This window comes from Winogradskyella costae, from assembly GCF_013403865.1.
Lineage (GTDB): Bacteria > Bacteroidota > Bacteroidia > Flavobacteriales > Flavobacteriaceae > Winogradskyella > Winogradskyella costae.
Window position 1 is genome coordinate 168725 of sequence record NZ_JABFDK010000004.1, and the last position, 24056, is coordinate 192780.

General features: G+C 32.9%; 22 protein-coding genes. 8 read left to right on the forward strand and 14 right to left on the reverse strand.

Going from position 1 to position 24056, the window contains the following annotated elements:
- Window positions 1-11 precede the first annotated feature (11 nt).
- Together HM986_RS10975 and HM986_RS10980 are read left to right on the forward strand one after the other, a co-directional pair.
- Window positions 12-1931, forward strand: coding sequence for an OmpA family protein (locus tag HM986_RS10975; RefSeq protein ID WP_179335134.1), 1920 nt, complete (start codon window positions 12-14; stop codon window positions 1929-1931).
- Between the two features lie 121 nt (window positions 1932-2052).
- Entirely contained in the window at window positions 2053-2955 is a 903-nt protein-coding gene (locus tag HM986_RS10980; RefSeq protein WP_179335135.1) for a carboxypeptidase-like regulatory domain-containing protein, read from the forward strand.
- A 23-nt stretch (window positions 2956-2978) separates the two neighbouring features.
- Here HM986_RS10980 and HM986_RS10985 read toward each other — a convergent pair whose 3' ends face one another.
- Both HM986_RS10985 and pdxH read right to left on the reverse strand, forming a co-directional pair.
- Window positions 2979-3476, reverse strand: coding sequence for a CAP domain-containing protein (locus HM986_RS10985; protein WP_179335136.1), 498 nt, complete (start codon window positions 3474-3476; stop codon window positions 2979-2981).
- 257 nt (window positions 3477-3733) lie between these two features.
- Window positions 3734-4381, reverse strand: coding sequence for a pyridoxamine 5'-phosphate oxidase (gene pdxH / locus HM986_RS10990; RefSeq protein WP_179335137.1), 648 nt, complete (start codon window positions 4379-4381; stop codon window positions 3734-3736).
- A gap of 82 nt (window positions 4382-4463) precedes the next feature.
- On the opposite strand from pdxH, the gene HM986_RS10995 reads away from it, so the two are divergent.
- A complete protein-coding gene (locus tag HM986_RS10995; RefSeq protein WP_179335138.1) occupies window positions 4464-4895 on the forward strand; it encodes a hypothetical protein in 432 nt (143 codons plus the stop codon).
- Here the strand turns inward: HM986_RS10995 and HM986_RS11000 are convergent.
- The 5 genes from HM986_RS11000 to rpsA all read right to left on the reverse strand — a co-directional run bounded on the left by HM986_RS11000 (window position 4882) and on the right by rpsA (window position 10233).
- Window positions 4882-5790, reverse strand: a complete 909-nt coding sequence (locus tag HM986_RS11000) for a ribonuclease Z (RefSeq protein WP_179335139.1) — start codon at window positions 5788-5790, stop codon at window positions 4882-4884. The two genes, HM986_RS10995 and HM986_RS11000, sit on opposite strands and share 14 nt — an antisense overlap.
- Window positions 5791-5870: 80 nt before the next feature.
- Window positions 5871-6203 carry a ribonuclease Z gene (locus HM986_RS11005; RefSeq protein WP_179335140.1) on the reverse strand — a complete coding sequence of 111 codons (333 nt, stop codon included), beginning with the start codon at window positions 6201-6203 and terminating at the stop codon, window positions 5871-5873.
- 3 nt (window positions 6204-6206) lie between these two features.
- Window positions 6207-7136, reverse strand: a complete 930-nt coding sequence (locus HM986_RS11010) for an aspartate carbamoyltransferase catalytic subunit (protein WP_179335141.1) — start codon at window positions 7134-7136, stop codon at window positions 6207-6209.
- An 80-nt stretch (window positions 7137-7216) separates the two neighbouring features.
- Window positions 7217-7756: a bifunctional pyr operon transcriptional regulator/uracil phosphoribosyltransferase PyrR gene (gene pyrR / locus HM986_RS11015; RefSeq protein ID WP_179335142.1), complete on the reverse strand. Its 540-nt coding sequence runs from the start codon at window positions 7754-7756 to the stop codon at window positions 7217-7219.
- A gap of 641 nt (window positions 7757-8397) precedes the next feature.
- Window positions 8398-10233 carry a 30S ribosomal protein S1 gene (gene rpsA / locus HM986_RS11020; protein ID WP_179335143.1) on the reverse strand — a complete coding sequence of 612 codons (1836 nt, stop codon included), beginning with the start codon at window positions 10231-10233 and terminating at the stop codon, window positions 8398-8400.
- 288 nt (window positions 10234-10521) lie between these two features.
- Here rpsA and HM986_RS11025 point away from each other — a divergent pair, with 288 nt between their 5' ends.
- Entirely contained in the window at window positions 10522-10899 is a 378-nt protein-coding gene (locus tag HM986_RS11025; protein ID WP_179335144.1) for a LysM peptidoglycan-binding domain-containing protein, read from the forward strand.
- 67 nt (window positions 10900-10966) lie between these two features.
- Here HM986_RS11025 and HM986_RS11030 read toward each other — a convergent pair whose 3' ends face one another.
- The 4 genes from HM986_RS11030 to lon form a co-directional block, all read right to left on the reverse strand.
- A complete protein-coding gene (locus tag HM986_RS11030) occupies window positions 10967-11368 on the reverse strand; it encodes a hypothetical protein (protein WP_179335145.1) in 402 nt (133 codons plus the stop codon).
- A gap of 65 nt (window positions 11369-11433) precedes the next feature.
- On the reverse strand, window positions 11434-12120 hold the full coding sequence (gene cmk / locus HM986_RS11035; RefSeq protein WP_179335146.1) for a (d)CMP kinase: 687 nt from the start codon (window positions 12118-12120) through the stop codon (window positions 11434-11436).
- A gap of 1 nt (window position 12121) precedes the next feature.
- Window positions 12122-13141 carry a type IX secretion system protein PorQ gene (porQ, locus tag HM986_RS11040; RefSeq protein WP_179335147.1) on the reverse strand — a complete coding sequence of 340 codons (1020 nt, stop codon included), beginning with the start codon at window positions 13139-13141 and terminating at the stop codon, window positions 12122-12124.
- A gap of 331 nt (window positions 13142-13472) precedes the next feature.
- Window positions 13473-15926: an endopeptidase La gene (gene lon, locus HM986_RS11045; protein WP_179335148.1), complete on the reverse strand. Its 2454-nt coding sequence runs from the start codon at window positions 15924-15926 to the stop codon at window positions 13473-13475.
- Between the two features lie 230 nt (window positions 15927-16156).
- Here lon and HM986_RS11050 point away from each other — a divergent pair, with 230 nt between their 5' ends.
- From HM986_RS11050 to HM986_RS11065, 4 genes are read left to right on the forward strand one after another with little or no spacing between them, the layout of a single operon-like run.
- The gene (locus HM986_RS11050; protein WP_179335149.1) at window positions 16157-16705 is read left to right on the forward strand and encodes an RNA polymerase sigma factor; all 549 of its coding nucleotides are present in this window, start codon (window positions 16157-16159) and stop codon (window positions 16703-16705) included.
- 2 nt (window positions 16706-16707) lie between these two features.
- A complete protein-coding gene (locus tag HM986_RS11055; RefSeq protein ID WP_179335150.1) occupies window positions 16708-17265 on the forward strand; it encodes a hypothetical protein in 558 nt (185 codons plus the stop codon).
- Window positions 17249-18340: a hypothetical protein gene (locus HM986_RS11060; RefSeq protein WP_179335151.1), complete on the forward strand. Its 1092-nt coding sequence runs from the start codon at window positions 17249-17251 to the stop codon at window positions 18338-18340. Before HM986_RS11055 ends, HM986_RS11060 begins: the two co-directional genes overlap by 17 nt.
- A gap of 45 nt (window positions 18341-18385) precedes the next feature.
- The gene (locus HM986_RS11065; RefSeq protein WP_179335152.1) at window positions 18386-19111 is read left to right on the forward strand and encodes a head GIN domain-containing protein; all 726 of its coding nucleotides are present in this window, start codon (window positions 18386-18388) and stop codon (window positions 19109-19111) included.
- Between the two features lie 125 nt (window positions 19112-19236).
- On the opposite strand, the gene HM986_RS11070 is transcribed toward HM986_RS11065, so the two are convergent.
- From HM986_RS11070 to HM986_RS11080, 3 genes are all read right to left on the reverse strand, one after another.
- A complete protein-coding gene (locus HM986_RS11070) occupies window positions 19237-20589 on the reverse strand; it encodes an MFS transporter (protein ID WP_179335153.1) in 1353 nt (450 codons plus the stop codon).
- A 98-nt stretch (window positions 20590-20687) separates the two neighbouring features.
- Complete coding sequence (locus tag HM986_RS11075; protein WP_179335154.1) at window positions 20688-21515, reverse strand: M48 family metallopeptidase; 828 nt, start codon at window positions 21513-21515, stop codon at window positions 20688-20690.
- A gap of 90 nt (window positions 21516-21605) precedes the next feature.
- A complete protein-coding gene (locus tag HM986_RS11080; RefSeq protein ID WP_179335155.1) occupies window positions 21606-24023 on the reverse strand; it encodes a glycoside hydrolase family 31 protein in 2418 nt (805 codons plus the stop codon).
- Between the last annotated feature and the right edge of the window lie 33 nt (window positions 24024-24056).

The following is a 24056-nucleotide window of genomic DNA, read 5'->3' on the forward strand; positions in this document are numbered from 1 at the left end:
AAGATCCAATTATGAAGACCAAAATATTAGCGTTCGTTATAGTTTTTAGTAGTACATTCTCGTTTGCCCAAACAAAATTGGCAGATAAATTTTTTGAGAATTATGGCTATGTAAAAGCCATTGAATTGTACGAAAAAGCTGTTGAAAAAGGAACAAATAGCGCCCATGTATTAACACGCTTAGGTGATGCTTATTACAATAATTCTAATTCTGAAAAAGCAGCTTATTGGTATGAGAAAGCCTTAGCTGAGCACGATAACATTGAAGCTGAGTATGTTTATAAATATATTCAATCTCTAAGAAGCATTGGAAATTACAAGGAAGCCGATGTATGGTTTAAAAAACTTAGTGAAGCTCAAAATGGAGATAGTAGACTTAAAGGTTACAATCCTGATGAAGTTGATCTTTTTGATAAATTAACTTCAAAAAACAATGATCTTATTGTTCAAATTGAAAATCTACCTTTCAATACTGAAAATTCTGATTTTGGATCGTACATGTTTAATAATACACTTTATTTCGCTTCATCAAGTAGCAGCGACAAAAAAGTATATAATTGGAACAAAGAACCATTCTTAGATATCTTTCAAATAGAAGTTACAAATGAAGACGATGGTTCTCAATCCTATGGAGAAACTTCTGAAATTAATGCAGATGGTATAAACACCGACTATCATGAAGCTTCAATTGCAATAACTAATGATGGAAACACCATGTATTTCACAAGAGACAATACATCAAAGCGCAATAGATTGAAGTACGATAAAGAAGGAACAACACACCTTCAAATATATAAAGCAACTTTAGTAGATGGTGAATGGACTGATGTTGAAGAATTACCATTTAATGATGATTTATATTCAACAGGACATCCAGCATTAAGTCCAGATAATAAAAGCTTATACTTTGTATCGGATAGAGATGGTGGTTTAGGACAAACGGATATTTACTCAGTTACTATAAACGAAGATGGAACTTATGGATCACCTGAAAATTTAGGAGATGATATCAATACAGAAGGACGCGAAATGTTCCCTTTTATCAGTGAGGATAATACCTTCTACTTCTCTTCAGATGGTCATTTAAACTTAGGTCTTTTAGATATTTTTCAATCTAACATACTGAAAGGAGATGCGACAAAAACACCTGTTAATATTGGTGCCCCTTTTAATAGTGGTTATGATGATTTTGCTTATTTCATAAACAGTGAAACACAAAAAGGTTATTTCTCTTCAAACAGACTCGGAGGTAAAGGAAGTGATGACATCTATAGTTACTCAGTAACAGAATGTCACCAACAAATTACAGGTATTGCAAGAGAACAAAGAACAGATATTATCTTAAGTGGAGTTACAGTTCAACTTATTGACGAAACTGGTAAAATATTAGAGAAAGTTGTAACGACTGAAGATGGTGCTTATACATTTGATGTAGAATGTGGAAAAACATATACTATCTTAGGTTCTAAACCAGATTACGTAGATGATAAAGGAACCATTACAACGACTAATGAGAATGAAAAAGTAAATTCATTAGATTTATCATTACGACCATTAATTATGGAAGATCAGATTGTGATTAATCCTATATTCTTTGATTTTGATAAATCTAACATACGAACAGACGCACAATATGAATTAGAGAATATCGTTGATGTCTTACGTAAGCATCCTGAAATGATTATAAAAATTGAGTCACATACTGATAGTAGAGGTCGCGATAATTATAATTTAAAGTTATCTGATCGACGTGCAAAATCGACTAGAGACTATCTTTTATCAAGAGACATCAGTCCAGAAAGAATAGAAAGTGCAATTGGTTTTGGTGAAACACAACTTTTAAATGATTGTGGAAATAATTCTAATTGTTCTGAAGAAGATCATCAATTAAATAGACGTTCATACTTCTATATAGTAGATAAGGATAGATAGTAAATTATATTTCTAATTATTAAAAAAAGAGTAAGCTTAAATAGTTTACTCTTTTTTTTGTCGGAAAAACTTCATTATTATCATAGAGAAGCAATTTAGCATTACATCAAAAATTACCTAAATGAAAATTGTAGTATTACTCTTAGCATTACTATTCAACTTATCTATATATTCTCAATCTATAAGAGGACGAGTTACAGACAGCCTTAATAAAGATAAATTAGCCTACGCTAACCTTGTTATTGAGCATTCAAAAACTGGTATATACTCTAATGAAGATGGAACCTTTAAATTAGATATATCAAAAACGACTTCATCAGACACATTAGTAGTGTCATTAATAGGATTTCAACAGCAAAGAATAGCATTATCTGGTTACAACAATATAAATGATTATGTTTTAAACATATCTCTGCTGCCAAAGATAGAAGTCCTCACAGAAGTGCTTATTTTAAGTAGCACTAAAGAATATGAAAACCAAAAAACTAGTCTATCAACAGGTCAAAGAAAACAAGTATTCCCAACATCTATTCCTTTTGGTTACGAAACAGCCACGTTAATAGAAAACACAAAGCAGCGTAGAGGTAAATTAATTGAAGTAGAATTAAAATTTAAAGATTCTAGTAGCGAAATGTATAAAACATATCAAACTTACTATAGGTTAGCTTTTTATAATGTAGACGACCTCGGCTTTCCTAGTGAACTTATATACCATGAAAACATCATTATAAAGCCCGAAAAGGACACGAAGAATTTTAAAATAGATTTAGAAGATAAAACTATACCTTTCGGTAGAAAAGGGATTTTTGTAGGTATTGAAACTATAAAACCAGAATATGTTGAAATCACCAATTCAATGTATTTAACAACGCCGAGCGTTCTAAATACACATGCTGAAAAACAACTAAAATTTACGCGTTTTCATTCAAACAATTGGTCAAAGCATACTCGGAAATCTGTTTTAAAAAAGAAATATTATGCAATTCCTTTTATAAAAACTAAAGTTGTATTTGAAAAACAGTAATTATTATTTAAAATAAGAGCCATTTAGCGCTTAATGAAAATATTTGTAAAGTACCACTTCCCTGCACTATTCTGCTCTGCTGAGACATCAAAATCTGTATAATCACCTTCAATATTTTCTCTATGGCTAGGACTAGCCAACCAAGCATTCACAACAGATTCTGCAGAACTAAAACCATAACCAACGTTTTCAGTAACGATATTAGCGCTAGCGTTAGCCTGTAAGCTTTGCTTTCGTAAAAAGAAATTATCATGAGAAACATTATTAACTTCAATCATGTAATCCGTATGTGTAGAGGCCACAGCTTTAACCGTATTATGATTATTGAGAGCATTTAATCCTTCGGTAATGCGATATGCATTAATAAGCTCCATGATTTCAATCTCTATAGATTTGGCTTGAGGTGTTACAGGAACTTCAATGGAATTTATAGCTTCATTTTCTTCACTGTCATTTGCACAAGATGTGAAACTAATAAGGGCAACAATAGCCAAAATAGGCAAGAGTTTAGCTGCTTTCATAATGTAGGTTATTTAGGTTTGGGACTGCTAAATTAACCACACAGTTAAGCTAAACTGTTAATAAAATGTTAAAATCGACAAACAACATGCTTTTAATCGATATTTAATGTAAATCATCGATGAAACGCATTTTTAAAAGTGAAAAAAGTGATTTTAAACCTAGATAAATGTATTTCGTCGACAACTCAACTTATTGATATATCTATTCTATATGACTAACTAAAAAAACCGCAATACTATAATAATTGACATAGCGATCAAGGTGCTAAACGCTCCATCTTCCAATTAAAATCGTCTTGAAGTTGATATCGAATTCTATCGTGAAGCCTATTTGGTCTACCTTGCCAAAATTCTAACTCTACGGGTTTAATTATAAACCCTCCCCAATTTTTAGGACGTTCTATAGGTTTTCCTTTAAATTCAGATTCAAGAACTTGTAGCTTATTTTCTAATTCTTGTCTGTTGGCCACCACTTCACTCTGATTAGAAACTAGGGCACCTAACTGACTGCCTCTTGGGCGTGATTCAAAATACCCATCACTTAGATTTTCTGATATCCTTTCAGCTTTACCTTTAATTATAATCTGCCGCTCGGCTGCATGCCAAAAAAAGGATAGACAAACATTAGGGTTCTCTTCAATAGCTTTACCTTTTTCACTATCGTAATTGGTATAAAATATAAATCCCTCATGTGTGTACTTTTTAAGTAGCACTACTCTACTTTTTGGATAACCATCTATTCCTACAGTAGAAATGGTCATTGCATTCGTTTCACCCACGTTAAAATGCGTATCTACTTCTATAAACCAATCTCTAAATAGCTCTATTGGATTTTCTGGTACACTATCTAATAATAACTCACCTTTTTCGTAAGATTTTCTATAATTACCTAAGTCTGCATCCATTACGTTTTTATTTTAATTTTTCTTCTTCTATTATTTTTTACATCGTAATTTTCACTATAAATTTAAGGATTAAAATATATAAATGAAGTTTGAAGACAGTAAATATTCTAATCAAATAGCTTACAAAAAAGAAGTATTTTCTTTTGGTTCCATATACGTGACAAAACATTTTTTATTATCTGAATTTAACGAAGGGATACATGTTGATTATGACATCGCCATAGAGTTAATTTCTAGATTTAGTCCATTACTCTCTAAAGGCGTTAAAATAGGTTATATAGCCAATCGTTACAACTCCTATTCTTTTGATCCTCAAATTTGGGTGGATTTTAATAAAGACTATGATGCTTTTGTTGCCTCTGCAATTGTTACTTACTCTAACTTTAGTTACCTCAATGCTTCTTTAGAAAAGCAATTTTTTAATAAAAGTCTAAAACGTTGTAAAAGTTTAGAAGAGGCTGTAGAATGGATTACAAATTTAAAAGAATTCAAAAATGAGATTAATCAAAATTAAAGGTCTTACCATCTTTAGATAATAGGACGTTTTCGAATACTGTTTTAGCTTCTCTTTTAAACTCTTCATAACCGTTATAACGTGTAGAATAATGTCCAAGTATTAAGGTTTCTACATTAGCTTTCTTAGCAATAGTTGCGGCTTGTTTTGCTGTACTGTGTTTTGTTGGAATACAAAGTGATTCGTTTTTATCTAAAAATGTCGATTCGTGATATAATACTGTACATTCCTCAATAATTGGAATTATAGCCTCATTATAGACAGTATCACTACAAAAGGCATAGCTTTTTGCTGGTAGTGGATTTTTAGTTACCTTTTCGTTACTAATTAATACTCCATCTTCATTTACGACATCAAATCCTTGTTTTAACTTTCTGAAATACGCTTTATCAATATTAGCCTCGGTAACCAAATTAATATCAATCTTACGTTCATTTTCTTTCTCCTTAAATAAAAATCCATTAGTGTAAATACGATGTTTTAATGGAATCGTGTGGACTTCAACTTTATCATCTTCGTAAATTAATTCAGATTCGTTAGCGCTTAATTCATGAAAAATAAGTGGATATTTCGTCCAACTAGCAGATAACTTCATTTGAAGCAGTATCACTTCTTTTAATCCTTTTGGTGCATAAATATGAAGTTCTGTTTCTCTAGTTAAAAGACTAAATGTATTCACTAACCCCACTAAACCAAAATAATGGTCTCCATGGAGGTGTGAGATAAAAACATGTTTAATCCTTGAAAACTTCACCTTATTTCGTCGCAATTGAACTTGCGTACCTTCCCCACAATCAATTAAAAACATATGGTTTTTAATCTCCAATACCTGAGCTGTTGGATTACTATTAATACCTGGAGTGGCACTGTGGCAACCGAGAATGGTTAGTTTCATTAATTGTGCTTTGCGAAGTTCTTAATCTGTCTAATCGTTAATTAAAAGTGACTAGCATCTTAAAAAAACAAACGTGATTTTTACAATTCTAAATCGCGTTCAATATCTTCCATTTCAATAATATCAAAAGCTTCTTGCATCGTTGGTACGACAACTATTTCATCTGGCATTTGACTTAAATCTACGTTTTCAGACACAATTACAAAGCTCTTTTTATCGCCTCTGTGATTATTACTTATTCGTAAAAACTCTATGACATCTTCTAGTGTAATTTTATCTAAACTCGATAAGTTTACAATAAGATGATCATTTTTATACGTATCATACGCTTGTTCAATATTTTGAACTAGTGTTTTTACAGTTGCTGATTCTTGTGTTATTATGGCAATGTTACCATCTCTATCTATTATCATAATCTATTGTTTTATTTTAGAAGCTAAAAGATAAATCACTGCCATCCTAACGGCAACCCCATTCTCTACTTGATTTAAGATAATGGCTTGCTTAGAATCTGCCACGTCACTTGTAATTTCTACTCCTCTGTTTATTGGCCCAGGGTGCATTATTACAATCTCTTTATTTAAGCTGTCTAATAGTTCTTTATTAACGCCAAATTGCTGTGTATATTCTCTTGTCGAAGGAAAATAACTGATATCCATACGCTCATTCTGTACGCGTAACATATTGGCTACATCGCACCATTCTAAAGCTTTCTTTAGATTGGTTTCTACTTTTACACCTAAATCTTTAATATATTTTGGCAATAACGTCTTAGGTCCACAAACCATAACATGGGCTCCTTGCAATTGTAAGGCATAGATATTTGAAAGTGCTACACGACTATGCAATATATCGCCAACAATAACGACATTTTTGCCTTTAACGCTTCCTAATTTCTCTCTAATTGAATACGAATCTAGTAAGGCTTGAGTCGGATGCTCATGTGCTCCATCACCTGCATTGATAATACTAGCGTTTACATGTTTCGATAGAAATACACCTGCTCCAGGATTGGGATGGCGCATCACTACCATATCTACTTTCATAGATAAAATATTGTTAACGGTGTCTATAAGTGTTTCCCCTTTTTTAACTGAAGACTGCGAAGCCGAAAAATTAATAACATCTGCAGATAATCGTTTTTCTGCCAATTCAAAAGATAATTTTGTTCTTGTTGAATTTTCAAAAAATAGATTGGCAATAGTAATATCTCTAAGTGATGGTACTTTTTTAATAGGTCTATTAATAACCTCTTTAAACTGATCGGCAGTTTCAAAAATAAGGTCGATATCTTGTTTGGTCAGATATTTAATTCCTAATAAGTGATTGACACTTAATTCGCTCATTTTTATTGGCTTTTGGCTATTAGCTATTGGCTAATAGCAATTCACTTTATGTGGTAATTTTATTTATAAACGTTTTCTTATTATTTATCTACTAAATAAACGGCATCTTCTTCTTCATTCTCAACCCACTTCACTATAACTTTCTGGTTGTCAATAGCATCTACTTGTCTACCTCTATAATTCGGTTGAATAGGTAAATGTCTGCTAAAGCGTCTGTCTATCAATGTCAGTAATTCTATGTCTTTAGGTCTTCCGAATGATTGAATGGCCGTTAGCGCAGATCTTATGCTTCTCCCAGTATACAAAACATCATCGATAAAGACGACATTTTTATCTTCAACGATAAAATCTATTTTGGTTGTGTTGGCTTCTAGCGGTTTATCTCCTCTTCTAAAATCGTCTCTAAAAAACGTAATATCTAAATGACCAAGTTGAATATTTTTAATCTTATAATCTTCTGTCAAGACCTGAGCTAAACGATTCGCTAAAAATTTTCCTCTTGGCTGAATACCAATTAATACGGTTTCAGAAAAATCATCATGATTTTCAATGAGTTGACAAGCCAATCTATGAAGGGTAATATTGACTTCTTTAGAGTTAAGTAGTACTTTGTGACTCATATTATTTCCAAACGTTGTTGGCTTACAAAGTTAGGATAAAATTTGCGGTTTGCAATAGCTTTTCACCCAAAGAGATTACGATCTCAGAAGAATTTAAGTAATTATTGTTTTCTTTTTATACGAAATATTGAAACCGATACTCAGACATTAATGATAAGTCCTAAAAAGAGATAGTATAAAGAATGAAAGTTACTCATGAAATATGAAGGTTTTGCTTAGTCTTGAAAGTCAAAATTAGCTCTCTATAAATGAAAAAATAATCTTAAAATCCAAATAAAGATGCCTGATACACTAATTAAAATGAAAAATTTTACGTCTTGGTATAAACAGCAAATCTTTTTGATTATCTAAATTACAAAATAGCCAATTGGAATGAAGCCAATTACATTAGCAAATATAAAGCTTGAATTAAATCGTCCTAAAATAATGTTATACTATAAGATAATACTCTCTTTATTAACTTTAGATAACGACAACTTCAAAAAGGGTTTACAGACTGTAAATTTAATATAAAAGCATAATGTTTTTTAATCGCCTCTTAATAGATAACATAAAACATTAAATATATAAAAAAGCCTCTCAAAAATTGAGAGGCTTTAAATTATAGATTAATGGGTTTCCTTTTTTCAAAGGAATTAGGATTATTTCTTCCCGTCCATTTTATCTTTAAGCGCTTGTAAAGCATCATTTGCATCACCTAAAGTTGGTTTCGCTTCTGCCGCTTGAGCCTCCTGTTTTCTAACAGCTTGCTTAACGATTTTAGCTTCTTCTTCTCTAAATACTGCTGTATGAGATGCTACAACACGTTTGAATTCTTTATTAAATTCAATAATCTTGAATTCAACTTCTTCACCTTTTACAACTTTCGATCCGTCTTCCTTCTCTAAATGACGTGCTGGTACAAAGGCAACGATATCTTCGTTAAAATCAATTGTTGCTCCTTTATCTACCATCTCTGTAATAGCTGCTTTATGTACAGTATCTAAAGCGAACTCAGTTTCGTACTTGTCCCAAGGGTTTTCTGTAGTTTGTTTATGACCTAAAGATAATTTACGTCCATCTACATCTAACTCTAATACAACTACATCTAAAGTATCACCTACGTTACAGAACTCAGATGGATGCTTTATTTTCTTAGTCCAAGATAAATCTGAGATATAAATTAATCCGTCGATACCTTCTTCTAATTCAACAAATACACCAAAGTTTGTAAAGTTACGTACAATACCTGAATGCTTAGAACCTACAGGATACTTAGTAGTGATGTCAGTCCATGGATCTGGTGTTAACTGCTTAATACCAAGAGACATTTTTCTGTCTTCTCTATCTAAAGTTAAGATAACAGCATCGATTTCATCTCCTACAGATACGAAATCTTGAGCAGAACGTAAATGTGTTGACCAAGACATTTCACTTACGTGAACTAAGCCTTCTACACCTTCTTCTACTTCAACAAAAGCACCGTAATCAGCGATAACTACAACTTTACCTTTTACTTTATCTCCAACTTTTACACCTTCACCTAAAGCTTCCCAAGGATGCTTAGATAATTGCTTAAGACCTAATTGGATTCTTGATTTGTTTTCATCAAAATCAAGGATTACAACATTTAATTTCTGATCTAATTCAACAATCTCATTTGGATGGTTGATACGAGACCAAGATAAATCTGTAATATGAACTAAACCATCTACACCACCTAAATCGATAAACACACCATAAGAAGTAATATTTTTTACAATACCTTCTAAGACTTGTCCTTTTTCTAGTTGACCAATGATTTCTTTCTTTTGTTCTTCAATATCAGCTTCGATTAACGCTTTATGAGAAACAACTATATTCTTGAATTCGTGGTTGATTTTCACAACTTTAAATTCCATAGTTTTATTCACATACTGATCGTAATCTCTGATAGGCTTCACATCAATTTGAGAACCTGGTAAGAATGCTTCAATACCAAATACGTCAACGATCATACCACCTTTAGTTCTGCATTTTACAAAACCGTTTACAATTTCACCTGTATCGTGTGCATTATTAACACGTTCCCATGCTTTAATTACACGCGCTTTTCTGTGAGATAATACTAATTGACCAGTTGCATCTTCACGCACATCAATTAATACTTCAACCTTATCACCTACTGCTAAGTTTGGATTGTAACGAAATTCGTTAAGTGAAATAACACCTTCAGATTTTGCGTTAATATCAATAATTGCATCACGATCTGTGATAGTAATTACAGTACCTTCTACAACTTCGTCATCTAAAGTGTCAACGAAATTTTCTGATACTAATTTTTCAAATTCTTCTAATTTAGTATCCGCTACTTGCTCAATTCCTTCTTCGTAATTGTGCCAATCGAATTCTTTTAAGAATTTTTCTGGGTTTGCTTGAGCTTCAGATACTACTGGAGCTACTGCTTGAGTTGCTTCAGTTGCTTCAACTTCAGCTTGGTTTGTTTCTTTTTCAGACATGTGTGCTGAATAAAAATTTGTATTCTGTATCTTTTGAAAGATTTGCGAAAAATCTACAGAAGTTATTATTAGATTTGTTTTTATCCCTTTCCTTACTTTCTTTAATTCGCTAAAAAGGAGTGCAAAAGTACTATATATTATTCTGAAAACCAAACACTAAATGATGTGACTTTATATTCTTTTAGGTGTCCAATATATGAGGGTATCAATTTGAGGCTTAGAACACTAAAAATTGGCGCATAAATTGGTATCTTTACGAGAGTATTAATATTTAAAAACATAGAAAAAATGGTTAGAGCTAAATACCAAGACGTTTTAGACTTAGGTGAAACATTAAACATTCAGAATGGAGATGTTAATGAAAAAGATGGTGTACTTCAAGTAACAGGAACTGCAGCAACTCAATACGACAAAAACTTAATCTGGGATAAGATTAAAGAAGCAGGTGGTGATAATCCATCTGATATTATGGCAGACATTAAGGTCGCTGACGAATCTATTTATGCAAAGCACACTGTAGCTTCTGGTGAAACTTTAGGGAAAATTGCTAAGCAGTATTATGGAGAGCCTGGTAAGTATCAGAAAATCTTTCAAGCTAATACTGACATTTTAAAGAATCCGGATGTGATTCATCCTGGTCAGGAATTAATTATTCCAAATTTATAATTAGGTTATATCACTAAAAAAAGTGACTTTATTTGGCCACAAATAGTAGCTAAATAAAGTCACTTTTTTAGTTTCTTTCAAATATTAAATCAGATCCACCGACTTCAGATAACCCTAATTTCATTATGCCATTGGTTAAATCATAGTTCCAATATGTTTGATCTATTTTTACAGTAAAAATAACCAAATCGGAAATACCCTCTACAATACCTTCCTCTATCTCGTACTCGTATGTTCCAGTGGTATGAACACCTTGTTCTGCTCCTGAGACGACCAAGGTTCCATCTTCACGAAAGTCGTAAATAATATTAACACCAGAATAACTAATGATGGAATTTCCTACAGTACTATAATATCTGATTTCAGTTAATTTCCATTCATCAACAATTTTATTGGCTGATGAAAAGTCGTCGTCTGAACAACTAAATAGGGTAATTAAAGTTATAATTAAAATAAGCCTGTTTTTCATATTACTCTTATTTAGTTAATTACGCAGATATACTTAGCAAAAGCAAAGAAATGACGCTACTATTATTAAGCAATCAACGCTTTAGCTAAACCAATAATGGTGTTCAACTGCGCTTCAATAGTTAACTCTGAATTATCAATTTCAATAGCGTCTTTCGCTTTCACTAAGGGAGAATCTTCTCTTGTAGAATCGATATGGTCTCTGGTGGTTACATTTTCTAGGACATCTTCGTAACTCAATTCGTGGCCTCGATCTGTTAATTCTTTGTAGCGTCGTTTTGCTCTTGTCTCCGCAGAAGCAGTCATAAAGACTTTTAATTCAGCATTAGGAAAAACTACCGTTCCTATATCCCGACCATCCATAACTATACCCTTGTCTTTGCCCATAAGCTGTTGTTGTTCTACTAACTTTCGTCTTACTGCAGATAAGGTCGCTACAGGACTTACATATTTAGAAACTTTAAGCGTTCTAATTGCGGCCTCAATATTTTCACCGTTTAAATACACTTCTGCAAAACCAGCTGTTTCGTTAAATATAAAGGTAATATTTACATCTTCTAACCTATTAACTAAATCGTCTTCTTTAAAAAAATCATCACCTATTAATTCATTCTCCAAGGCAAAATAAGCCACTGCTCTGTACATGGCACCAGTATCTACATAGATATAGTTCAGTTTTTTTGCTAATTGTTTAGCTACCGTACTTTTTCCTGTAGATGAAAACCCATCTATAGCGATAATTATTTTACTCATTTTATTGTAAATCTATTTGAAGTCCGAAAAAACTAGAATTTGAAGCACTAGTATATCTCGCATGCGTATAACTAAAACGCATTTTATTTAATTTAATACCAACACCTACCGAAAGTCCTGAAAAGTTTCTTTGGTCTACAATCCGCAATTCTTCTGCTCTCCTAAAGTTATATCCTAACCTTACATTAAAGCCTCCTTCTGGAAATAATTCAGCTCCCAAAATTAAATGACGTAATCCTTTGTTTAAAAATCCTAGTTTCTCTTCTGTTTGGTTACCATCCAAATCAGTTGTGGCTCGTGCTGGGTTAGACACTGCTATTGGCCATTTTTGTAAATTCTCTAAAGTTAAATGCCAACGTAAAGGTACATTTTCGAGAGTTTGTGACATTCCGAAATTGACTTCGAATGGTAATGGTTCATTTTGACCTGCATACGTTGAAAATTGAGTTCCTATATTTCTTACGGTTAGTGCGGCATGAAAATCGAGCTTTTCGTTAATATACATAGCTCCAAAATCTATGGCACCTCCCACTGAATTGTATTGTTCTAATGCCGATGTAATGACTTTAACATTGGCACCCACATAAAAATCCGTGTATGGAATTTTATAATTGTAACCTGCGGATATCGCTGTTTCATTCCCACTAAAAGTCCCAGTAGAATTCCCATTGACATCATACCCATCAAAACTGCCATAATTAATGTAAGTGACGCCAAAGTGAAACGTTTGCACTCGTCTATCCCAAGTGTAGGCATAAGCAGCAGTTCCGTAACTAATACCACCTAAATAGCTAGAATAGTTGACTGCCAATTGATTGTTCATTTTATAATTAATAGACGCAGGATTGTAAAGTGCTTCGGTTACATCGTGGTCAAAATTGGTAATTATTTTCCCACCTAAAGCGGCCTGTCTAGGAGAAGATACAAGATTAAGAAATTGATAGGTTGCTTCACCACCCAATTGCGCAAACATTGGCAGTGTTAAAAGCATTAAAAATAAGGTCGTAATCCTCTTAATCATAGATTTTGCAAAATAACTAAATCTATCTTAAAACGATGATATGATTTTTTTATTTTTTGAGCGCTGTTATTTTCTATTATAATTGTAATTTTTGACTGATTTTAATAACATCGCTCTTTCAGTCATTGATACGTTTAAGCGCTTTTACTGTTGTTCTGTTTCTTTAGCAATTCTGTGTAAACTCTCGTTTAATATTACTAAAAGATATCCCGCCAACAACTATATGTGATTTTGCAGGCTATATATCTAATACAACATTGTTAAATTTTACTTCGTCTTAAGCGAAAATACTCATAAACGAAGTAAAATTTATTAAAATGTAAATATTAGTTTAAAGCTTTTTAGCATTCTCCACCTTTTGTTTCGTAAGTGCCAGTTTTAAAACATCACTCATATCCTTAACATAGTGAAATGTTAAGCCTTTTAAATATTCAGGTTTAATTTCCTCAATGTCTCTTCGATTATCTTCACAAAGTAAAATCTCTTTAATACGAGCACGTTTCGCTGCTAAGATTTTTTCCTTGATACCACCAACAGGTAACACTTTACCTCTTAACGTTATTTCACCTGTCATCGCTAAGCTCTTTTTAACTTTGCGTTGTGTAAACAAAGATACTAAAGACGTTAACATTGTAACACCTGCACTTGGACCATCTTTTGGAGTTGCTCCTTCTGGCACGTGAATGTGTACATTATATTTTCCAAAAACCTCTGGATCAATACCAAATTCATCTGCATTTGCCTTAATGTATTCCATAGCAATAGTTGCAGATTCCTTCATTACTTTCCCTAAGTTTCCGGTAATTGATAGGGTTCCTTTTCCTTTAGATAATATAGATTCTATAAATAAAATATCTCCACCAACACTCGTCCAAGCTAAACCTGTAACAACTCCGGCAACATCATTGTTCTCGTATTTGTCGCGCTCCAGTCTTGGGCTTCCTAGAATCTCAATAACATCTTCGTTAGAAATCTTAATGTTATACTCCTCTTCCATTGCAATATTCTTTGCTGCATAACGCACCATTTTTGCAATTTGCTTTTCTAAGCCTCTAACTCCTGATTCGCGCGTGTAACCTTCAACAATTTTTTCGAGTTGTGGCTTTGCTATCTTTAAAGCTTTGTCATCTAAACCATGCTCTTTTAATTGCTTTGGTAATAAATGACGTTTAGCAATCTCTACTTTTTCTTCAATAGTATAACCGGTGACATTAATGATTTCCATTCGGTCTCTTAATGCTGGCTGAATGGTATTCATGCTATTAGAGGTCGCAATAAACATCACTTTAGATAAATCGTATCCCATTTCTAGGAAATTATCATAAAACTCATTGTTTTGCTCAGGGTCTAACACTTCTAACATTGCAGACGAAGGGTCACCTTGGCTACCTGTGGACAACTTATCTATTTCATCTAATACAAATACTGGATTAGACGTCTGTGCTTTTTTCAAGCTCTGAATAATTCGTCCTGGCATCGCGCCAATATAAGTTTTTCTATGACCGCGGATTTCTGCTTCATCACGTAAACCACCTAATGAAATTCTCACATATTCTCTACCTAAAGCTTCTGCAACAGATTTTCCTAATGAGGTTTTACCAACTCCTGGAGGTCCGTAAAGACATAGTATTGGAGACTTCATATCGTTACGAAGTTTTAATACCGCTAAATATTCAATGATTCTTTTCTTTACATCTTCTAGTCCAAAATGATCACGGTCTAAAATTTTCTGTGCGCGCTTTAAATCAAATTTATCCTTACTAAACTTATTCCAAGGCAAATCTAAAAAGAGATCTAAATAATTACGTTGAATAGAATACTCAGCCACCTGAGGATTCATACGTTGCATTTTAGCCAATTCCTTATCAAAATGTTCTTTTACTTTATCATCCCATTTCTTTTTCTTAGCACGTGCACGCATATCTTCAATCTCTTCACCAGAAGATACGCCACCACCCAATTCTTCTTGAATGGTTTTCATTTGCTGATGTAAGAAATATTCGCGTTGCTGTTGGTTCATATCACTTTGAACCTTATTCTGAATATCATTTTTAAGCTCCAATTTTTGAAACTCAAGATTCATGAATTTTAAAGTTTGAAGCGCACGTTCTTTAAGATCATTAATCTTTAATAATTCTTGCTTCTCCTCTACTTTAAGATTCATGTTAGACGACACAAAGTTGACTAAGAACGAATCGCTTTCAATATTTTTAATCGCAAAACTCGCTTCAGAAGGAATGTTTGGACTTTCTTTAATAATGTCTAAAGATAAATCCTTAATAGAATCTATAATGGCTCTAAACTCCTCATTTTCTTTCGCAGGCTTTGCTTCAGGAATATCAGAAATTGTAGCCGTTAAATAAGGTTTTTCTGAAATCACTTCATTAATAGCAAAACGCTTTTTACCTTGAATAATGACAGTTGTGTTACCATCAGGCATTTTTAGCACTTTTAAGATTCGTGCAACAGTACCTGTTTTATAGATGTCTTTAGCTGTTGGGTTTTCAACAGATTCGTCCTTCTGAGATACCACACCGATTACTTTTCCGCCTTTATTGGCATCATTAATCAGTTTAATCGATGCATCTCTACCAGCAGTGATCGGAATCACAACACCTGGAAATAAAACCGTATTTCGCAATGGTAAAATTGGTAACGACTCTGGTAACGATTCGTTGTTTATTAATTCTTCATCTTCAGGAGTCATTAATGGAATTAATTCTGAATTCTCATCAAAATCCTGAAATGACAGATTGTCTAAGTTTAAAAAATTTGATTTTGCCATATATATTTTTGAGCCATTCTGTCATTATTAAAAACAGAGCAACATTATTTTAAAAGTATTAATAATTAACTTCATACTGAATATCAAAACATTAGAAGATATTCAAAGTTATTCACACTACTGTAATTTCAATTGTTATGCCATTACCTTTATATCCGTATAAAACTTTTTTCATATGAACTGTAACAATATATAAAAGTAGCGCTCTATAAATAAAAGCAATTGTTTTTTTGACATCAACCAATCAAAATATCGAACAGTTATTACAGCTTTGTCAATCTGGAAACCAACGTGCACAGTTGGAAATATACAACAGATATAACAAAGCTATGTATAACACAGCCATTAGAATTGTAAAAGATTCTTTTATAGCTGAGGACATTATGCAGGAGTCTTTTTTAACAGCTTTTACAAAATTGAACACGCTACAAGACACCAATTTATTTGGCGCATGGTTAAAACGTATTGTTGTGAACAACAGCATTGGGTACTATAACAAAGCGGTAAAACAAAACGAAGTATCTTTAGATAGTGTTATCTATAAAGTTGAAGACGATAACGGCATTAATGAAAATGAACAGAATAACGAAAAAGTAAAACTTATTTTAGACGCTATGAAAACCTTAAATCCAAATTATAGTTTGGGCTTATCATTACATCTGATTGAAGGTTACGATTACGAAGAAATCTGTGAGATTATGAACATTTCTTATGCCAATTGTAGAACCTTAATATCGAGAGCAAAAGATAGTTTACGCAAAAAATTAATACTAAATTAATTATGACAGACGATCATTTAGAACGCTTATTTAATGATTTAAAAGGTGAATTTAATATTGAAACACCTCACAAAAATCATGAGCAACGCTTTTTAGACAAACTGAAAGCTAAAGACTCGGTTGTACCTGAAACCAAAAAGCAATCTGGGTTTAACTGGAAACCTTTTTTAGCCATTGCGGCAAGTATTGTCATTTGTTTTGGTATTTACTCCGTTATACCAGGTGAACCTGAAACTTTAGATTTAGCTAGCGTATCACCCGAAATGTCCGAAACACAAGACTTTTTTACTATAACCATTGAAAATGAATTAAAGAAACTTAATAAAGAACGTTCACCTTTAACAGAACAAATTATTAATGATGCTTTAGTGCAAATTCAACAATTAGAAACCGATTATCAAAAATTAAAAACAGATTTAACCGAAAGCGGAAAAAACCAACGTGTTATTTATGCGATGATTTCCAACTTTCAAACACGAATAGATATTTTAAATACGGTTTTAGAACAAATTGAAACTGTAAAACAATTTAAATCCAACTCCAATGAGAACATTATATAAACTCTGCTTTTTTCTAATCTTGATGCCAACACTTTTGCTAGCATCAAATGAGACACCTAAAGCGGCAAAACACGAAAAACAGAAAATCCTAAAAAAATCTTTTAATGTAAATGCTGATGCTACCTTTAATATAACCAGTAGATATGGGAATATTGACATTATTACATGGGACGAAAACCGCATTGATATTCAAGTCACCATAAAAGTGGAAGGTAATAATGAGGATAAGGTCAATAAAAAATTAGCAGAACTCGATGTCGCTTGGCAAGCTGCACCTCATAAAGTTACAGCAATTACCTCAATTGAAGGCAATAGCGCTAGTACATCTTGGTGGAATAAAAAATTAGGGGACAATGTAAAGATAGAAGTTAACTATGTGGTTAAAATGCCTATTACAAACAACGTAAAGCTTTTTAACGATTATGGCTACATCAATTTAGACAAGCTTAAAGGCAATGCCTATATAAAATGTGATTATGGTAAGGTCACCACCAAAGAACTCATGGGAACATCTAACACCATACGATTAGATTACACAAAAAACAGTTATTTTGAATTTATAAACAACGGCACCATTGAAGCCGATTATAGCGAATTTACGGTTGCAAAAGTTAAAGATTTAAATCTTGAAGCCGATTACACCACCTCAATAATTGAAATTGCCGAGAATGTCGTTTACGAATGTGATTATGGCTCACTCAAAATTGATAATATCAACAATTTAGATGGTAATGGTGATTATTTAGCGCTACGACTTGGTACTGTCTTCAAAATTGCTAATATCAGTTCCGATTATGGTTCCATAAAAATTGATCGTTTGGTATCAAAAACTAAGACTGTAAACATCCATTCTGAATTCACCGGAATAACAATTGGGTTTGATACTGATTTTAACTTCAATTTTAATATTGGAATTGACTTTGGTACTTTTAGAGAACCTGAGGGTTTTATATATAAAATAAAAAACGTTGGTAACATCGGAAAACAATATATAGGACATCATGGTGATCAAAACACTGAGAATTTAGTTTTTATTGATTCGGAATATGGCAGCATAACTTTTAAAAAGAATTAAGTAAAAAAATCAAATATTACATCAATCAAATAAAATCGAACACTTATGAAACTTTTAAAATCAATTACAATCTTAACGCTTCTTTTATGTACTACATTAGTTTCGGCACAATGGGGAAAATCTAAAAAGATTAAAGGCGATGGCAAAATTACAACCACAACCGTTACTACAGATTCTTATGATAATATAAAAGCTTCAGGATCTATGGACTTTAAACTTGTTAAAGCTACAGAAGGCAATATTTTAATCAAAGGAGATTCTAATTTAATGGAGTATATAATTACTGAAGTTAAAGGCAATTCGCTACACGTTAAAATTAAAGATGGGTATAATTTAAAGCCGAGTGAAACTATCCTTATCACTATACCTTATCAATCTATTAGTTCTGTGTCGTTAGCTGGCTCTGGTGACCTTGAAAATTCTGGCACCATAAAAGCAGATACATTTAAAGTGGCTTTAGCTGGTTCTGGAGATATCGATTTAACGATTGAAGCGGAAGACATTGAAAGTAAAATAGCTGGTTCTGGTGACATTAAGCTTAAAGGCACAGCCAGAAATCTAACTACTATTGTGGCGGGCTCTGGTGACTTTGATGGGGATGCTTTAAAAAGCACCAATGTAGAAGCTAAAATCTCCGGCTCAGGAGATATATCTGTGGTTTGCAACGGAGAGCTTACTGTTAAAATAGCAGGTTCTGGTGATGTAAAATACTCAGGGAAACCAACAAAGAAAAATACCAGTATTGCAGGATCTGGTAGTGTTCACAATTAAATCTTGTCATTACATATTAAATAAAAAAGGACGAGCGTTTGCTCGTCCTTTTTTATTATAATAATCTTATACATCAACTTTTATCATTCAAGTGTTTAAAAACCTAAAATAGTGACATCAAACTCCTATGCTTTATTTTTCTCATCTAATCTTGGCACTCTAAACAAGAGTACAATTCCTGCCACAAAAAAGACGACCAAAAACAAAATAGCATTTCTCATACTACCAGTAACTTGGTCTATAGTCGCAAAAATGACCATTCCAATAACGATTCCTATTTTTTCTGCTACATCATAAAAACTAAAATATGAGGTGGTGTCTTCGGTTTCTGGTAAAAACTTAGAGTATGTCGATCTCGCCAAAGCTTGTACTCCCCCCATAACCAATCCTACAAAACCCGCTGCAATATAGAATTGAAATGGCGTTTCCATAAAATAAGCATAAAAACAAAGTAACATCCAGAAGAAATTAATAGCGATAAGCGTTTTAATATTCCCAAATTTAGAAGACGCATAAGAAGTTACCAATGCTCCGATTATAGCAACCAGTTGAATAACTAAGATACTTACAATAAGTCCAAAGGTTTTGGCATCATCATCTCCCCAAGCAATTTCTTCTTCTCCAAAATAAACTGCCACTAACATTATAGTTTGCACTGCCATACTAAACACAAAAAATGCGACTAAGTAGCGTTTTAATCTTAAGTTCTGTTTTAATTGAAGCCAGACTTGCTTCAATTCTCTTAAACCATTAAAGACAACGTCTTTTGTAACTTTTCCACCTTTTTTAACACCCTCAGGTAATACATGAAACGTATATTGGCTAAATAAAATCCACCATAAACCTACCATTATAAAAGAATATCTCATTCCGACTTGTGCTGCCGTTTCTATTATTTCCCCATTTTCACCTACGTTGTCAGCAATATGAAAAAAGTTTGGAAACATTACCATAGCCAAGTTCAACACTAGAAGTAAAACACTTCCAAAATAACCTAAACTAAATCCTTTTGCACTAATACCATCTTGTTGTTCCGGAAAGGCAATGTCTGGCAAATAGGAATTATAGAATACTAAACTTCCCCAATACCCTATTAATCCCATAAAGTAAAATAGAAGACTGATATGAATACTATCAAGGCTAAACCAATACAAGCCGATACAACCCAAGCCACCTACATAACAGAAGAATTTCATAAAACTCTTCTTATTACCAACATAATCTGCTATTCCAGAAAGAATAGGCGAGGTAAAAGCAACTACTAAAAAAGTAAATGCGGTAACATAAGTAATCAATGCTGTACTTTTAAAAACCATTCCGAAAGCAGGAACCGCTTTCTCTACTTGAGATATAAATAATGCAGAATAAAATATTGGAAATATAGACGACGCAATAGTTAAAGTATAAACTGAATTTGCCCAATCATAAAACGCCCATGCGTTAAGAAGTTTTTTACTTCCTTTTTTAAGTTCACTCATAAATGTTTGTTAGTTATCTCGTATAGATATTAGAAAATTTCATGAAAAAAGCTGCCCAAATTGAGCAGCTTCTAAAGTAAACAAATATATTTATAATCTTAGTTTATTGGTCTAAATGATGTGACACCAAATTTCTTTGCTTCAACTTTAGCTTTCTCAGATAACGATTTTAAATTCTGAATTCTAGAATCATTACTTGGGTGAGAGCTTAAAAATGCTGGTGGAGATTCACCTCCGCTATTTGCTTTCATACGTTCCCATAGAACAGAAGCTTCATCTGGATTATATCCCGCAATGGCCATTAAATAAATACCAATTTGATCTGCTTCAGTTTCATGTGATCTACTAAAAGGTAACATACCTGCTACGTTAGACACAACCCCATATGATTGATTAAAAATCCCTAAAGCCTGGTCATCATTTGACAAAGCAACATTTCCTACAACAGCTAAACCTTGTTGCACATAAGCTGCACTCATACGTTGCTGTCCATGGTTCGCTAAAGCATGTGCAACTTCGTGCCCCATAATTGCTGCAATACCTGTCTCATTTGCTGCGATCGGTAAAATACCTGTATAAAATGCAATTTTACCACCTGGCATACACCATGCATTTACTTGCTCGGATTCTATAAGCTTATATTCCCACTGATAATCTTCTAAATAGCCTTCAAAACCATTTGCTGTTAGATAACGTTCTGCTGCTACTGCAATACGTTGTCCGACACGCGTTATCATCTCGGCATCTTTAGTACCTGTAATTACACTACTTTCTGTAAGTACTTGGTTATACTGCGCAAAAGCTGATGGAAACAACTGATCGTTACCGACAAATGCCATCGTTTTTTTTCCTGTAAAAGGATTTGTTGCACATGAAGCCACAAAGGCGACTATTGCAAGACTCAATATTATTTTATTAAATTTCATAGCTAATTATTAATTAATCATTACTAAAACATTAAAATCACTTTTCCTATATCTTAGTATTAATAGGACACTAAAATAAGCAAATGGTCACTATGAGTTTGACTTAATACCTATTATATGTAGCTCAGAAAAGCTCTTATCTACAATAATAGACTCTAATCCATTAACTCTTAAGCTCTTATGAGCTATTTTTTCATTATCTAATTGAACCTCTACAATATCAAATGGTAAACCATGAAACTGAATATTAAAGGTTTCGTAAGGTGTTGTAAACTTCCCTTCTTTATGTTGATTGATTATTAACTCATTAGACTTTCCTGTTAGTTTAAAATTCCTTAAACTATAACGTCCTTTTGTATAATCGAAACCATCATTGGCATCACTATAAAGCTCACTTTCTTCTTTACCTTTTTTATAATACACATCTAAAGTCACTTCAGTGATTTCCTTCTCACCAACATATTGTTGAATAGGAAATTTAGGTATAATTGCTCCTTCTTTTATAAAAATTGGCATGCTGTCAATATCTGCATCAACCCACATTTCTTTACCTCCTTTAATGATGTTATCTGTCCAGAAATTATACCAATTTCCTTGTGGAATATACATACGTCTCCCCTTGGCATTTGGTTCTAAAACTGGACAAGCTAATATCTGTTCACCAAATATAAACTCATCCGTTCTGTAATGTGTTTGTACATCTTCCTGATCATACAGTACTAAAGACTTTAATAATGGTTTCCCATGGTCTGTATAGTTCCAAAAGGCAGTATATAAGTACGGTAATAATTGATATCTAATTTCTATAAATTTCTTAACAATCGCTGTTACATCTTCATCAAAAGCCCAAGGTTCTTGGTCGCCATGATCACCAGAGGAATGCACTCTGAAGAACGGATGAAAGATTCCTAATTGAATCCATCGTGTAAACAACTCTCCTTGTGGTTGCTCCGCAAATCCACCTATATCACTGCCTGCAAATGAGAAACCAGACATTGCCATACGTTGCGCTTGTATATTTGCAATCCATAAATGTTCCCAAGTTGCGACGTTATCACCTGTCCAAGTTGACGTGTAACGTTGTGTCCCAGAATAGGCAGCACGTGTAATAACAAATGGACGTTTAGGGTATGAATATTTCTTTAACCCTTGGTAGGTTGCCCTTGCCATCTGCATGCCATAAATATTATGAGCCTTTCTATGACTACACGGATTTCCATCATAATCGTGACGCACATCATCTGGAAATGTTTTATTTGGCACTTCCATTACTGCAGGTTCATTCATATCATTCCAAACTCCTTTGATACCGATATCCTCAATTAATTCTTGAAATAATCCAGACCACCAATCTCTCACTTTAGGATTTGTAAAATCTGGAAAATAACATTCTCCAGGCCAAACTTTTCCTTTCATATAATCACCATCTGCACGTTTACAGAAAAAATCGTTTTCTAAAGCTTCCTGAAATACCGAATAGTCCTTATCAATCTTAATACCTGGATCGATAATAGCCACCGTTTTAAATCCGTCGTCTAATAATTCCTTAACCATACGTTTTGGGTCTGGGAAATATTCTTTGTTCCAAGTGAAACAACGGAAACCTTCCATATAATCGATATCTAAATAAATAGCATCACATGGAATTTGAAGTTTTCTAAAGGTTGATGTAATTTCTTTTACTTTACTTTCTGGGTAATAACTCCATTTACATTGGTGAAAACCTAAAGCCCAAAGTGGTGGCAAATGATGTGGTTTCCCTGTTAAATCCGTATAACTTTCAACAACATCCATCATTTTAGGACCATAGAAAAAGTAATAATTCATTTCCCCCCCTTGCGCCCAGAAACTAGTAACATTTCTACGTTCTTGAGCAAAATCAAAAGATGATTTAAACGTATTATCAAAGAAAATCCCATAAGCTTTACCGTGATGTAAACCGGTATAAAATGGAATCGTTTTATATATAGGATCTGTATCCTTTCCGTAAGCATAAGAATCCGTAACCCAATTACTATAGCGTTTTCCCTTTAAATTTAAATGATTTGGTTTATCACCAAGACCGTAATAACTCTCACCATCGTTAGAGATTTTACTCATTTTAACGACATTTCCGCCATACTCATAACTTTCTTCCCAATGAAAGCCACTTTCATCTTCATTAATAAGCATACCATCAATGGCATCATAAATAGAGACTCTCATATCTTCTTTAGAAATCTTACATCGCAATTTGGAAGTTAAAATTTCAAAACAATCTGTCTTCTCTTCAATCTCTAATTTGTTATAACCTATACTTGCGTATTTAGTAATAGCGTATGAAAAATCATTATCAAAATTACCAACAGTAGTATATCTAAAACGAAGTAAACTATCTCTAACTACAGTTAATTCTAGGATAACGTCATTATCTGCTGTAAAATACAGTTTATCAACATCCTTTTTAAAATCTATTATTTTTGAAGGAAATAAATTTCCTTTATTTTCTAATTCTGTATTTATAATCATAGTTTAATTTTTTGGCAAAAATTACTAGCAAAA